Source organism: Stappia sp. TSB10P1A, from assembly GCF_900185725.1.
GTDB lineage: Bacteria > Pseudomonadota > Alphaproteobacteria > Rhizobiales > Stappiaceae > Stappia.
Genome location: NZ_FYAU01000013.1, coordinates 180,857 through 194,351 on the forward strand (window position 1 = coordinate 180,857; position 13,495 = coordinate 194,351).

The 13,495-nt window shown below is 66.3% G+C and carries 17 protein-coding genes; 16 read left to right on the forward strand and 1 reads right to left on the reverse strand.

What is annotated here, in order from left to right:
- The first annotated feature begins 21 nt into the window (after positions 1-21).
- The 16 genes from rpsN to TSB10P1A_RS03325 all read left to right on the forward strand — a co-directional run bounded on the left by rpsN (position 22) and on the right by TSB10P1A_RS03325 (position 13,068).
- Complete coding sequence (gene rpsN, locus TSB10P1A_RS03250; protein WP_186386456.1) at positions 22-327, forward strand: 30S ribosomal protein S14; 306 nt, start codon at positions 22-24, stop codon at positions 325-327.
- A gap of 12 nt (positions 328-339) precedes the next feature.
- Positions 340-738 carry a 30S ribosomal protein S8 gene (gene rpsH / locus TSB10P1A_RS03255; protein ID WP_186386457.1) on the forward strand — a complete coding sequence of 133 codons (399 nt, stop codon included), beginning with the start codon at positions 340-342 and terminating at the stop codon, positions 736-738.
- Between the two features lie 44 nt (positions 739-782).
- On the forward strand, positions 783-1,316 hold the full coding sequence (gene rplF / locus TSB10P1A_RS03260) for a 50S ribosomal protein L6 (protein WP_186386458.1): 534 nt from the start codon (positions 783-785) through the stop codon (positions 1,314-1,316).
- Positions 1,317-1,327: 11 nt separating this feature from the next.
- Positions 1,328-1,690: a 50S ribosomal protein L18 gene (gene rplR / locus TSB10P1A_RS03265; protein ID WP_186386459.1), complete on the forward strand. Its 363-nt coding sequence runs from the start codon at positions 1,328-1,330 to the stop codon at positions 1,688-1,690.
- 40 nt (positions 1,691-1,730) lie between these two features.
- A complete protein-coding gene (rpsE, locus tag TSB10P1A_RS03270; RefSeq protein ID WP_067216481.1) occupies positions 1,731-2,303 on the forward strand; it encodes a 30S ribosomal protein S5 in 573 nt (190 codons plus the stop codon).
- Positions 2,304-2,345: 42 nt separating this feature from the next.
- Positions 2,346-2,537 carry a 50S ribosomal protein L30 gene (gene rpmD, locus TSB10P1A_RS03275; RefSeq protein WP_067216479.1) on the forward strand — a complete coding sequence of 64 codons (192 nt, stop codon included), beginning with the start codon at positions 2,346-2,348 and terminating at the stop codon, positions 2,535-2,537.
- A 20-nt stretch (positions 2,538-2,557) separates the two neighbouring features.
- Positions 2,558-3,028 (forward strand): 50S ribosomal protein L15, encoded by a 471-nt coding sequence (gene rplO / locus TSB10P1A_RS03280; protein ID WP_186386460.1) that lies wholly within the window; start codon positions 2,558-2,560, stop codon positions 3,026-3,028.
- A gap of 49 nt (positions 3,029-3,077) precedes the next feature.
- Positions 3,078-4,412 carry a preprotein translocase subunit SecY gene (secY, locus tag TSB10P1A_RS03285; protein WP_186386461.1) on the forward strand — a complete coding sequence of 445 codons (1,335 nt, stop codon included), beginning with the start codon at positions 3,078-3,080 and terminating at the stop codon, positions 4,410-4,412.
- A complete protein-coding gene (locus TSB10P1A_RS03290) occupies positions 4,409-5,005 on the forward strand; it encodes an adenylate kinase (RefSeq protein ID WP_186386462.1) in 597 nt (198 codons plus the stop codon). Before secY ends, TSB10P1A_RS03290 begins: the two co-directional genes overlap by 4 nt.
- 158 nt (positions 5,006-5,163) lie before the next feature.
- The gene (rpsM, locus tag TSB10P1A_RS03295) at positions 5,164-5,532 is read left to right on the forward strand and encodes a 30S ribosomal protein S13 (RefSeq protein WP_186386463.1); all 369 of its coding nucleotides are present in this window, start codon (positions 5,164-5,166) and stop codon (positions 5,530-5,532) included.
- Positions 5,533-5,603: 71 nt separating this feature from the next.
- Entirely contained in the window at positions 5,604-5,993 is a 390-nt protein-coding gene (gene rpsK / locus TSB10P1A_RS03300) for a 30S ribosomal protein S11 (protein WP_067216467.1), read from the forward strand.
- A gap of 79 nt (positions 5,994-6,072) precedes the next feature.
- Positions 6,073-7,095 carry a DNA-directed RNA polymerase subunit alpha gene (locus TSB10P1A_RS03305; protein ID WP_186386464.1) on the forward strand — a complete coding sequence of 341 codons (1,023 nt, stop codon included), beginning with the start codon at positions 6,073-6,075 and terminating at the stop codon, positions 7,093-7,095.
- 78 nt (positions 7,096-7,173) lie between these two features.
- Entirely contained in the window at positions 7,174-7,599 is a 426-nt protein-coding gene (gene rplQ, locus TSB10P1A_RS03310; RefSeq protein WP_186386465.1) for a 50S ribosomal protein L17, read from the forward strand.
- A gap of 148 nt (positions 7,600-7,747) precedes the next feature.
- Positions 7,748-9,184, forward strand: a complete 1,437-nt coding sequence (locus TSB10P1A_RS03315; protein ID WP_186386466.1) for a DegQ family serine endoprotease — start codon at positions 7,748-7,750, stop codon at positions 9,182-9,184.
- Positions 9,185-9,211: 27 nt separating this feature from the next.
- A complete protein-coding gene (locus TSB10P1A_RS03320) occupies positions 9,212-10,525 on the forward strand; it encodes a replication-associated recombination protein A (protein ID WP_186386467.1) in 1,314 nt (437 codons plus the stop codon).
- 65 nt (positions 10,526-10,590) lie between these two features.
- A complete protein-coding gene (locus tag TSB10P1A_RS03325) occupies positions 10,591-13,068 on the forward strand; it encodes a patatin-like protein (protein WP_186386468.1) in 2,478 nt (825 codons plus the stop codon).
- On the opposite strand, the gene folB is transcribed toward TSB10P1A_RS03325, so the two are convergent.
- Positions 13,043-13,411, reverse strand: a complete 369-nt coding sequence (gene folB / locus TSB10P1A_RS03330; protein WP_186386469.1) for a dihydroneopterin aldolase — start codon at positions 13,409-13,411, stop codon at positions 13,043-13,045. The two genes, TSB10P1A_RS03325 and folB, sit on opposite strands and share 26 nt — an antisense overlap.
- Positions 13,412-13,495 lie beyond the last annotated feature (84 nt).

Here is a 13,495-nt window from a genome sequence, read left to right on the forward strand (position 1 = left end):
GGGAAAGAACGAGGACAGACGATGGCGAAGAAGAGCGCGATCGAGAAGAACAAGCGGCGCGAGCGGCTCGTTAAAAAGTATGCCGAGAAGCGCGCGGCGCTGAAGGCTGTGGCGAAGGACGAGAGCCTGTCGCTTGAGGAGCGTTATACGGCGCGCCTCAAGCTGTCGAAGCTCCCGCGCAACTCCGCGGAAATCCGCCTGCGCAACCGGTGTGAAGTCACCGGCCGCCCGCGCGGCTATTACCGCAAGCTGAAGATGTCGCGCGTTGCGCTTCGCGAGCTGGGCTCCAAGGGTTTGGTCCCGGGCCTCGTGAAGTCGAGCTGGTAAGGAGACGGTCCGATGGCGATTTCCGATCCCTTGGGCGATATGCTCACCCGGATCCGCAACGCTCAGATGCGGCGCAAGAGCAAGGTCTCGACGCCCGCTTCGAAGCTGCGCGAACATGTGCTCGACGTTTTGGTCGCGGAAGGGTATATCCGCGGCTATTCGACGGTCGAGTTCGAGGGCGGCAAGTCCGAGCTCGAGATCGAGCTGAAGTATTTCGACGGCGAGCCCGTGATCCGCTCCATCGAGCGTGTCTCCAAGCCGGGCCGGCGGGTGTATTCCTCGGTGAAGAATATCCCGCGCGTCGCGAACGGTCTGGGTGTTTCGATCCTCTCCACGCCGCGTGGCGTGATGGCGGATCACGATGCCCGTGAACAGAATGTGGGTGGCGAGGTTCTCTGCCGCATCTTCTGATGCGGCAGTCTCTGCCCGGCAAGTGAACTGGACAGGTTGGTCATATGTCTCGAATTGGCAAGAAGCCAGTCCCCGTGCCTAGCGGGGTAACGGCAACGATCAACGGTCAGACGGTTGAGGTCAAGGGCCCGAAGGGAGAGCTTTCCTTCGTGCTCAACAGCCTCGTTCTGGCCGAAATGAGTGACGACGGCATCTCGGTGAAGATGCGCGAGGACAGCAAGCCTGCGCGCGCCATGTGGGGCATGTCCCGCACGATGATCGAGAACCTGGTGACGGGCGTCAGCAAGGGGTTCGAGCGGAAGCTCGAGATCACCGGCGTCGGTTACCGTGCCCAGGTGCAGGGCAAGAACCTGCAGCTCGCGCTCGGGTTCTCCCATGACGTGGTCTACGCGATGCCCGAGGGCATCGAGGCCGTTTGCCCGAAGCCGACGGAGATCGTCATCACAGGCATCGACAAGCAGCGCGTTGGCCAGGTTGCGGCGGAAATCCGCAAGTACAGGCCGCCGGAGCCCTACAAGGGCAAGGGCATTCGCTTTGCGGGCGAGTATATCGTCCGTAAGGAAGGCAAGAAGAAGTAACGGACCGGATCATGGCGAAGACAAACAATGGCTTCGAACGTCGCCGCGACCGCGTCCGTCGTTCGATCAAGAAGGTTATGAACGGCCGTCCGCGTCTGTCGGTGCACCGTTCGTCCAAGCAGATCTATGCTCAGATCATCGACGACGTGCAGGGTCACACCCTGGCGTCCGCCTCGACGGTCGAGAAGGATCTTCGTGGCACGCTGAAGACCGGCGGCAACATCTCGGCTGCGGCCGAGGTCGGCAAGCTCATCGCGGAGCGGGCCAAGGCTGCTGGCGTCACCCAGGTCGTGTTCGACCGTGGCGGCTACATGTACCACGGGCGGGTCAAGGCTCTGGCCGAGGCCGCGCGCGAGGGCGGACTGGAATTCTGATCGTCGTCAAGACGCTCACAGACAAACGGAAGCGAATATTATGGCGAGACAGGATACACGGGAGCGCGGTGGCGATCGCGCCGAGCGCGACAGCGAGTTTGTCGACAAGCTCGTGCACATCAACCGCGTCGCCAAGGTCGTGAAGGGCGGACGCCGCTTCGGATTTGCCGCACTCGTCGTGGTCGGCGACCAGAAGGGCCGCGTCGGCTTCGGTCACGGCAAGGCGCGTGAGGTGCCGGAGGCGATCCGCAAGGCGACCGAGGCCGCCAAGCGCTCGATGATCCGCGTGGCTCTGCGCGAAGGCCGCACTCTGCATCATGACGTCAATGGCCGTCATGGTGCCGGCAAGGTCGTGCTGCGTGCGGCTCCGGCCGGTACCGGCATCATCGCCGGCGGTCCGATGCGCGCCGTGTTCGAGACGCTCGGCGTCCAGGACGTGGTGGCGAAGTCGCTCGGCTCGGCGAACCCCTACAACATGGTGCGCGCCACCTTCGAGGCCCTGAAGCAGGAGGACAGCCCGCGCTCGGTCGCTGCCCGCCGCGGCCTCAAGGTTTCGCAGATCCAGTCGCGTCGCCGCGACATCGACGACAGCGTTCCGGCCGCCGAGGCTTGAACCCGGCGATTGCCGACCCCAGCTTGAGAAAGGCTTGGTTCCATGGCGAACGAAAAGACCGTCACGGTCGAGCAGGTGGGTAGCCCGATCCGGCGCCCGAAGGACCAGCGGGCGACGCTCGTCGGTCTTGGTCTGAACAAGATGCACCGCCGCTCGACGCTGAAGGATACCCCGGAAGTGCGCGGCATGATCCGGAAGGTTCAGCACCTCGTGCGCGTCGTCGAAGACGCGTAAGGGATGCGGGGAGACATACGATGAAACTGAATGAACTCCGGGACAATCCGGGTGCCACGAAGGACCGCATGCGCGTCGGTCGTGGTATCGGTTCGGGCAAGGGCAAGACCGGTGGCCGTGGCGTCAAGGGTCAGAAGTCCCGCTCGGGCGTTGCCATCAAGGGCTTCGAGGGCGGCCAGATGCCGCTGCATCGTCGCCTGCCGAAGCGCGGCTTCACCAACATCTTCGCCAAGTCGTTCAACGCGGTCTCGCTTGCCCGCGTCCAGACCGCGATCGATGCCGGCAAGCTCGATGCTTCCCAGACCGTGACGGCCGAGGCCCTCAAGGCCGCCGGCGTCATCCGCCGCGTCAAGGACGGTGTCCGCCTGCTCGCCGATGGCGAGCTGAAGGCGGGAGTGACCTTCGAGGTCGCCGGTGCCTCCAAGAACGCGCTTGCCGCGGTCGAGAAGGCCGGCGGCAAGGTCACGATTATCGGAGCCCAGGCTGAATAAGCCTGGGTTTTCCCACGTCAGATTGCTCGAGAATTGACCGGAGCCCGGAATGGCATCTGCTGCCGAACAGCTAGCGGCTAATCTGAATTTTTCAGCTTTCGCCAAAGCCGAGGAATTGAAGAAGCGTATCTGGTTCACACTGGGTGCGCTTCTTGTGTATCGGTTCGGCACTTACGTGCCGCTTCCGGGAATCAACCCGGAGGCGTTCGCGCAGGCCTTCGGCCAGGCGCAGCAGGGCATCGTCGGACTGTTCAATATGTTTTCCGGTGGTGCCGTGGAGCGCATGGCGATCCTCGCGCTCGGCATCATGCCCTACATTTCCGCCTCGATCATCATTCAGCTTCTGACCTCCGTCGTGCCGACGCTGGAGCAGTTGAAGAAGGAAGGCGAGCAGGGACGCAAGGTCATCAACCAGTACACCCGTTACGGCACGGTGCTGCTGGCGACCTTCCAGGCCTATGGCATCGCCATCGGCCTTGAGAGCGCCACCAATGTGGTGGTGGATCCGGGCTGGTTCTTCCGTGCCTCGGCGGTCATCACCCTGGTCGGCGGCACCATGTTCCTGATGTGGCTCGGCGAGCAGATCACTGCGCGCGGCATCGGCAACGGCATTTCGCTGATCATCTTCGCGGGCATTGTCGCGGGTCTTCCCTCGGCGGTCGCCTCGACGCTCGAACTCGGCCGCCAGGGCGCGCTCGCGACCCCGATCATCATCGGCATCATCCTGCTGTCGATCGTCGTGATCGCGCTGATCGTGTTCATGGAGCGGGCGCAGCGCCGGCTCTTGATCCAGTACCCGAAGCGCAATGTCGGCAACCGGATGTTCGAGGGCAACACCTCGTTCCTGCCGCTGAAGCTGAACACCGCCGGCGTCATTCCGCCGATCTTCGCCTCGTCGCTGCTGCTGGTTCCCGCGACCCTGTCGGGCCTTGGCACCACTGGCGACGCGGAGAGCTGGCTGACCTGGATTACCGCGCTGCTCGGCCATGGCCAGCCGCTCTACATGCTGCTCTATGCGGCGCTGATCGTGTTCTTCTGCTTCTTCTACACCGCGATCGTGTTCAACCCGTCCGACACGGCCGACAATCTGAAGAAGCATGGCGGCTTCATTCCGGGCTTCCGTCCGGGCGAGCGGACGGCCCAGTACATCGACTATGTGCTCACTCGCATCACCGTGGTCGGCGCCATCTACATTGTCCTGGTCTGTCTATTACCCGAATTCCTCATTTCCGCGACCGGCGTTCCGTTCTACTTCGGAGGCACCTCGCTGCTGATCATCGTCAGCGTGACCATGGATACGGTTTCCCAGATCCAGGGCCATCTGCTCGCGCATCAGTACGAAGGCCTTGTCAAGAAGGCGAAACTCAGGGGGAAGCGCAGATGAGGTTGATTTTTCTCGGGCCGCCGGGTGCCGGCAAGGGAACGCAGGCCGCACGGCTGGTCGAGAAGTACGGAATTCCGCAGCTCTCCACCGGCGACATGCTGAGGGCGGCGGTTGCCGCCGGCACGCCGGTCGGGCTGCAGGCCAAGGCGGTGATGGATGCCGGCGGTCTGGTCTCCGACGAGATCGTCATCGGCATCGTCGCCGACCGGATCGAGGAAGCCGACGCGCAGAAGGGGTTCATCCTCGACGGGTTTCCGCGCACGGTCGCCCAGGCCGAGGCGCTGGACCAGATGCTGGCCGGCAAGGGGCTGAAGCTCGACATGGTGCTGGAGCTCGAGGTCGACCAGTCGATCCTCGTCGACCGCATCATGAAGCGCGCGGACGATGCACGGGCCGCCGGACAGCCGGTGCGCAAGGACGACGATCCGGACGTCTTCAAGCAGCGGCTCGAGGCGTACAACCGCGACACCGCGGTGGTGGCTCCCTACTATCGCGGCCGCGGGCAACTTGTGGCCATCGACGGCATGAAGCCGATCGAAGACGTCTCGGCGCAGATCGATTCCGCGCTTGACGCCGTGGCGGCGGCGGGCTAAGGCTCGCGGCTCCAGCCAAACGCTTGCATCCGCGCCGCGTGACACACGCGGCACGGATGCGTTTGTGCATTTCCCCCGCAAGGGCCGGGCTCCACCGGACGCGGGGACAACCCGGCGCCGTTCCAGGGATGGGACGCGCCATTAACATGGAGACGGCAGTGGCCCGTATCGCAGGTGTAAACATCCCGACCAACAAGCGCGTCGTCATCGCGCTTCAGTACATTCACGGCATCGGCTCGAAGTTCGCGCAGGAGATCATCGAGAAGGTGAACATCGCGCCCGAGCGTCGCGTCAACGAGCTGTCGGACGCCGACGTGCTCGCGATCCGCGAGACGATCGACCGCGACTACATCGTCGAGGGCGACCTGCGCCGCGAGACGGCCATGAACATCAAGCGTCTGATGGACCTCGGCTGCTATCGCGGCCTGCGCCATCGTCGCGGTCTTCCGGTGCGCGGCCAGCGTACCCATACGAACGCCCGTACCCGCAAGGGTCCGGCGAAGCCGATTGCCGGTAAGAAGAAGTAATCTCACTGGCAATCAGGCCCGGTGGAGCCGCCGAACTACGGCGGTGACGAGATCGACCAAAGGACAAAGACATGGCTAAAGACACCACGCGCGTCCGCCGCCGCGAGCGAAAGAACATTTCCTCCGGCGTGGCGCATGTGAACTCCACGTTCAACAACACGATGATCACCATCACCGACGCACAGGGCAATGCGATCTCCTGGTCGTCCGCCGGTGCGATGGGCTTCAAGGGCTCGCGCAAGTCGACCCCGTACGCGGCCCAGGTCGCGGCCGAGGACGCTGCCCGCAAGGCGGCCGAGCACGGCATGCGCACCCTTGAGGTCGAGGTTCGCGGTCCCGGTTCGGGGCGCGAGTCCGCGCTGCGTGCCCTGCAGGCCGCCGGCTTCATGGTGACGTCGATCCGCGACGTGACGCCGATCCCGCACAACGGGTGCCGTCCGCGCAAGCGCCGCCGCGTCTGACGCTCAGCCGCACATCGTTCATTCCCATGGCACAGCATGGCCGGCCCTCAAGGCCGGCGGGACAGCCGGAGGAAAAGACTTGAGCATTCACAAAAACTGGCAGGAACTGATCAAGCCGAACAAGCTCGAGGTGAAGCCTGGCCACGACCCGCGTGTCGTCGGCACGGTCGTCGCCGAGCCGCTTGAGCGTGGCTTCGGTCTGACGCTGGGCAATGCCCTGCGCCGCGTGCTGCTGTCCTCGCTCCAGGGCGCGGCGGTGACGGCGGTGCAGATCGACGGCGTTCTGCACGAGTTCTCGTCCATTCCGGGCGTGCGGGAGGATGTCACCGACATCGTCCTCAACATCAAGGAAATCGCGCTGCGCATGCAGGGCGAGGGCCCCAAGCGCATGGTCGTGCGCAAGCAGGGTCCGGGCGTGGTGACGGCTGGCGACATCCAGACGGTCGGCGACATCGAGGTTCTCAACCCCGATCTCGTCCTTTGCACCCTCGACGAGGGCGCGGAGATCCGCATGGAGTTCACGGTCAACACCGGCAAGGGCTACGTGCCGGCGGAGCGCAACCGTCCGGAAGACGCGCCGATCGGGCTCATCCCGGTCGACAGCCTCTATTCCCCGGTCAAGAAGGTCTCCTACAAGGTCGAGAACACCCGCGAGGGCCAGGTTCTCGACTATGACAAGCTGACCTTGACCGTGGAGACCGACGGCTCGGTGTCTCCGGAGGATTCCGTCGCATTCGCAGCGCGCATCCTGCAGGACCAGCTCTCGATCTTCGTCAACTTCGAGGAGCCGCGTCGCGAGGTGAAGGAGGACATCGTCCCCGAACTCGCGTTCAACCCGGCGCTTCTGAAGAAGGTGGACGAGCTGGAGCTGTCGGTGCGTTCGGCCAACTGCCTGAAGAACGACAATATCGTGTATATTGGCGATCTCATTCAGAAGACCGAGGCGGAGATGCTGCGCACGCCGAACTTCGGCCGCAAGTCGCTCAACGAGATCAAGGAAGTTCTCGCCCAGATGGGTCTCCATCTCGGCATGGACGTGGCCAACTGGCCGCCGGAGAACATCGACGAGCTCGCCAAGCGCTACGAGGATCATCAGTACTGATCGCGCGCAAGCGCGGTCTTCCAAGGGACCGGCGGCGGCACGCAAGAGACGTGACCGCCAGAGAAAAAGGAGAGAGCCATGCGCCACGGCAATCGCGGCCGCAAGCTCAACCGGACATCCAGCCATCGCAAGGCGATGTTTGCCAACATGTCCGCATCGCTGATTGAGCATGAGCAGATCGTGACGACCCTCCCGAAGGCCAAGGAACTGCGGCCGATCGTGGAAAAGCTCGTCACCCTGGGCAAGCGCGGCGACCTGCATGCCCGCCGTCAGGCGATCGCGCAGATCCGTGACGTCGCCCTCGTTCGCAAGCTGTTCGACACGCTTGCCGAGCGCTACAAGGGCCGCAATGGCGGCTACACCCGCGTGCTGAAGGCCGGTTTCCGCTATGGCGACAACGCGCCGATGGCGGTGATCGAGTTCGTCGATCGCGACGTGGATGCCAAGGGCGCGGTCGACCGGGCGCGCACCGAGGCCGCCGAGGGCGCCGAAGCCGCGGCTTGATTTCGCGAGCGAACCTTCGCGTTCGCACACGAGACGGAAAGGCGGCCTTCGGGTCGCCTTTTTTGTTAGGTTTGGCTCGACAGTCTCCGGCGGGGCGTGAGTCGCTTTGGCCATGCCCGGCGCCGCCCAATCGGTGAGGATACCTGGGATGTCCGTCTCCACCCTTGCAGGCCGTGTGTCCGCCGTGCTTGCCACCGTTGTCTTCGTCGCCGCTTCCGGCCTGTCGGCGCCGCTCGCGCAGGAGCGCGTCGCCCCGCGCGATGCGGCCGAACTGCGGCTGTCCTTCGCGCCGGTGGTGCGCGAGGCCGCGCCCGCGGTCGTCAACGTCTATGCCAGCCGCACGGTGCAGAGCCGCCCGGTCTCTCCGTTCTTCGACGATCCGTTCTTCCGCCGCTTCTTCGGCGATCCGGGGCAGGATCTCGGGCGCCCGCGCGAGCGGGTGCAGTCCTCGCTCGGCTCCGGCGTCATCGTCTCCGCCGACGGCATCATCGTCACCAACAACCACGTGATCGCCGAAGCGGACGCGGTGCGGGTGGCGCTGTCCGACCGGCGCGAGTTCGATGCCGAGATCGTGCTCAAGGACGAGCGCACCGACCTTGCGATCCTGCGGGTGAGGGATGCCTCGCAGAGCTTCCCGCATATCGAGTTCGCCGATTCCGACACGCTGGAAGTTGGCGACGTGGTGCTGGCCATCGGCAATCCCTTCGGTGTCGGCCAGACCGTTACCCAGGGCATCGTCTCGGCGCTCGCGCGCACGCGGGTGGGCATCACCGACTACCAGTTCTTCATCCAGACGGATGCGGCGATCAATCCGGGCAATTCCGGCGGCGCGCTGGTCGACATGCAGGGGCGGCTCGTCGGCATCAATACGGCGATCTTCTCCCGCTCCGGCGGGTCCAACGGCATCGGCTTCGCCATTCCCTCCAACATGGTGCGGTTCGTCGTGCAGGCGGCGGAAAGCGACGGTCAGGTGCGGCGTCCCTGGCTCGGGGCGAGCCTGCAGAGCGTCAGCGCGGAGATCGCCGAGGCGCTTGGCCTCGACCGGCCGAGCGGCGTGCTGGTCACTGTCGTCGGCGCGGGGAGCCCGGCCGAGCGCGCAGGGCTGAAGGTCGGCGACCTGATCACCCATGTGGGCGAGGCCGAGGTGACGGACCCGGACAGTTTCGGCTACCGCTTCGCCACCCGGGCGCTCGGGACGAAGACCACGTTCACGGTGCTGCGGCCGCGCGGCAGGGTGACGCTGGAGGTGATGTTGGAGGCAGCGCCCGAGACCGTCCCGCGCGATGAACGCGAGATTTCGGATTACTCGCCCTTCGCCGGCGCGACGGTGATGAACCTGTCGCCGGCGGTGGCGGAGGAGCTGCGGCTCGACGGCTTCGACACCGGCGTCGTCATCTCGAAGGTCGCGCCGGGGTCGCCGGCGGCCCGTGTCGGCCTGCAGATCGGGGACGTGATCCAGACGATCAACGGCCGGGAGATCGACTCCAGCCGCACGCTGCAGCGCATCGCCGGCAGCGATCCGGGCGTGTGGCGCCTGGAGATCCGGCGCGGCGGCCGGGTGCTCAGGATAGCGCTCAGGGGCTGAGGCGAAAGGCGAAGGCAGAGCACTGCGATGAGCGATCTTTTCCAGTCCGCGGGACTTGGCGCGCAGACCCGGCGGCCGCTTGCCGATCGGCTGCGGCCGGCGCAGCTTTCCGACGTGGTCGGGCAGGATCACCTGCTCGGCCCGGACGGCGTGCTGACTCGCATGCTGGAGACCGGCACGCTCGGTTCGCTGATCTTCTGGGGACCGCCCGGCACCGGCAAGACCACGGTGGCGCGGCTGCTGGCGGCGGCGACGGACCTGCGCTTCGAGCAGATCTCGGCGATCTTCAGCGGCGTTGCCGAGTTGAAGAAAGTGTTCGAGGCGGCGCGCGCCGCGCGGCTGACGGGCAAGGCGACGCTGCTCTTCGTCGACGAGATCCACCGCTTCAACCGCGCCCAGCAAGACAGTTTCCTGCCCGTCATGGAGGACGGAACGGTGACGCTGGTCGGCGCCACCACCGAAAATCCGAGCTTCGAGCTCAACGCCGCGTTGCTGTCGCGGGCGCATGTGCTCACTTTCCGCACGCTCGATGCCGAGGCGCTGGAGAAGCTGCTCGCCCGTGCCGAGGCGGAGGAGGGGCGCCCGCTGCCGCTCGACGAGGGCGCACGCGCCGCGCTGCTGCGCATGGCCGATGGCGACGGGCGAGCGGCGCTGACGCTGGCCGAGGATGTCTGGCGCGCCGCGCGCGGCGGGGAGGTTTTCGATGCCACGCGGCTGCAGGAACTCGTGCAGCGTCGCGCGCCGGTCTACGACAAGTCGCGCGACGGCCACTACAATCTGATCTCGGCGCTGCATAAATCCGTGCGCGGCTCCGATCCCGATGCCGCGCTCTACTGGTTCTGCCGCATGCTGGACGGCGGCGAGGATCCGATGTTCCTGGCCCGGCGGCTGATCCGCATGGCGGTGGAGGATATCGGCCTTGCCGACCCCCATGCGCTGATCCAGGCCAATGCGGCGCGCGATGCCTATCATATGCTGGGCTCGCCGGAGGGCGAACTGGCGCTGGCGCAGGCGGTTGTCTATCTGGCGACGGCGCCGAAGTCGAACGGCGCCTATGTCGCCTACAAGGCGGCGATGCGCGCGGCCAAGCAGCATGGCTCGCTGCCGCCACCCAAGCACATCCTCAACGCGCCGACCAAGCTGATGAAGTCGGAAGGCTATGGCGAGGGCTATGCCTATGACCACGACCAGCAGGACGCTTTCTCGGGACAGGACTATTTTCCCGAGGCGATGGGACGCCAGCGCTTCTACGATCCGCCGGAGCGGGGCTTCGAGCGCGAGATCCGCAAGCGCCTCGACTATTGGGACAAGCTGAGGCGGGAGCGCGGCGGGCGCTCCTGAGGTTGCCCATTGCGCTTTGCGGCGAACGGGCGGAGCATGGAAGCGGGGTCTGTCCGGGACGGTCCATGAAACAGATCGAGTTGCGTCTGGCGCTGGTGCTCTATGGCGGGGTTTCCCTCGCCGTTTACATGCATGGCATTACGCGGGAATTCTTGAACCTGGTGCGGGCCTCACGCCGCCTGGAGGCGCGGGGCGGCGTGCCCGCGCCGCCGTCGGTGGACGGGCAGGGCGGCAGCGCGCAGGCCTATGAGCGGTTTCTGGCGCTGTTCGCGCCGGCGCTGGACCTGCGCATCGTCGTCGATGTCATCGCTGGTGCGTCGGCCGGCGGCGTCAACGGCGTGATGCTGGCGCGGGCGCTCGCCCACAACCTGTCGCTCGACAGCCACCGCGATCTGTGGCTGGAAAATGCCGATGTGATGCGGCTGTCGAACGAGCCGGTCGGCCTCAGCCGCTATCTCAAGGGCTCCATCGCCCCCGTGCTCGACCGGCTGGTCAGCATGGCGCTGAAATCCGAGCTCGGCGATCCGGAGACGCGCACCAAGCTGCGCCAGTTCATGCAGGCACGCTGGTTCACCCCGCCCTTTTCCGGCGAGCGCTATGTCGGCTGGATGCTGGATGCCGCGAAGGGGATGCGCCCCGATACGTCAGCCGGTGCCGCGCCGACCTTGATCCCGCAGGGGCAGTCGCTCGACCTGTTCGTCACCGTCACGGATTTCCATGGCGCCCGCCGCCGCTTCGCCATCGACGATCCGGTGGAGGTGGAGGAGACGGAGCACCGGCTGATCCTGCGCTATTCCGCCAGCAGCCGGGGCAACGGCAATCTCGTTTCCGACTTCACCGACGCGCGCATTCCCGATCTCGTGTTCTCGGCCCGCGCCACCTCCGCCTTTCCCGGAGCCTTTCCGCCGATGACGGTCGGTGAGATGGACCGGGTCCTGAAGGCGCGCGGCGAGACCTGGCCGCTGCGCGGCATCTTCCTGCACCGGGCCTTCGGCAAGGGGCAGGGGGCTCCCGAGAGCCGCATTCTGGTCGATGGCAGCGTGGTGATGAACAAGCCGTTCCAGCCGGTGATCGAGGCGATCGCCGGGCGGCCGGCGGCGCGCGAGGTGGTGCGGCGCATCGTCTATGTCGATCCGCTGGCCAATGTGCTTGGCCGGCGCGAGGAGGTTGATGCGGCAGCGAACGGCCAGGGTGGTGAGGTGGCGGCCGAGGAGGGCTCGCTCCCCGGCTTCTTCCGGGTCATCCTTGCCTCGCTCGCCCATATTCCCCGCAACGAGCCGATCGGCGACGCGCTGGAGCAGGTGCAGGACTACAATCGCGACGTCCGCCAGGTGAGCGAAGTGATCGCGGCCGCCGAGCCGGTCGTCGAGCGGGAGGTCGGCTCGATCCTGCGGACCGATCTCGACCGGCCGATGACGGTTCCCGAACTCACCCGCTGCCGGATGCTGGCGAACCAGCGCGCCCATGCCTCGGCCGGCTATGCCTATCACGGCTATCAGCGGCTGAAGCTTGCGGGCGTCGTCGCGCGGATCTCCGACCTTCTGGCGCAACTGGCGACGGCGCGGGCCGGCACCGTCGGCGGTACGGTGGTCAGCCCGCGCGACTGCGAGACCCGGATCGAGGCCTGGCTTGCCAGCCAGCATGCCGAGGCGGGGCTGGGGCACGAGGGGGTGGAAGGTCCGACGCCGCAGCCGATCATCCGCTTCCTGCGCGGCCTCGATGTGGATTACCGCGTCCGCCGCCTGCGCTTCGTGATCCGCCGGCTCAACCGGCTCTATCGCGCCGCCGGGGCGGAAATGGAGCTGCGTCCGGCAGAGATGGACGAGCTCAAGAGCACGCTCTACGAGCAGCTCGATCATCTCGGCCAGCGCTGCCTTGTCAGCTTCTATGGCGCCGAGACGGCGGAGGCGGCCGCCCGGCTCGCCGCATCCGATCCGGGCGACATCGAGACGGTCGGCCAGGTGCTGGAGGATCTTGCGAGCCGCATGGGTCTTGCCGATCTCGACCGGCTTTGCGACGACGCCTTCTCGGTGATGGCTTACAGCTACCTGCCGCCGCCGCTGCGCCTGCCGCTTGTCGCCGCCTATATCGGTTTCGCCTTCTACGACCTGGTGACGCTGCCGGTGCTGCGCCGGCTCGCCAGCACGGAGTACAACGAGATCCTGATCGACCGGATCAGCCCGTCGGACCCGCATTCGTTGCGCCCCGAGGGGGTGAAGCTCAAGGGCAACAACCTCAATGCCTTCGGCGCCTTCTTCAATCGGCGCTGGCGCGAGCACGACTATCTGTGGGGCCGGCTGTCCGCTGCCGACCGGCTGATGACCATGGCGACCCGCGCCGCCGCGCCGATCACCAGCGTCGACCCGCAGGCGCTTGCCGCTGTTCGGCGGGAGGTGTTCCTGGCGATCCTGCGCGAGGAAGACGGGCGGCTGCTGGCCGATCCCAAGCTGGTGCCGGACCTGCTGGCGGAGGTGGAGAAGGCGCTGAAGGAGGGAGAGACCGTCGCTGCGGAGAATGTCAGCCCGCTGTCCGCGTCCGTGTGATCTCGACGCTGACGCGGCCGGCGGCGATCGGCAGCGGCGCGCCGGGCTTGTGCACCCGCACGCTGACCTCCCGGATCCGCTCGTCCGCCGCAAGCACGGCCTCGGCAATGGCGCCGGCCAGCCGCTCGATCAGCTTGAAGCGGGACCCGGTCACCACCTTCTCGATGGTGCGGGTCAGCGTCGCGTAGCAGACCGTCTCCTCGTAGCGGTCGCTGAGCGAGGGCGCGGTGAGGTCGAGCCGGCAGGTCAGGTCGACGACGAAACGCTGGCCGAGCCGCGCCTCCTCCTCGTGCAGCCCGTGAAAGGCATAGAAGGCAAGATCCTGGAGGTGGATGGCGTCCATGGCGGGCTCGCTGGTCTGAGGCGACCCGAGCGGGCCACCGGGGAGTGTCGCCGGCATCGGTAGGCCAGCCGGCCGGCAAGCGCA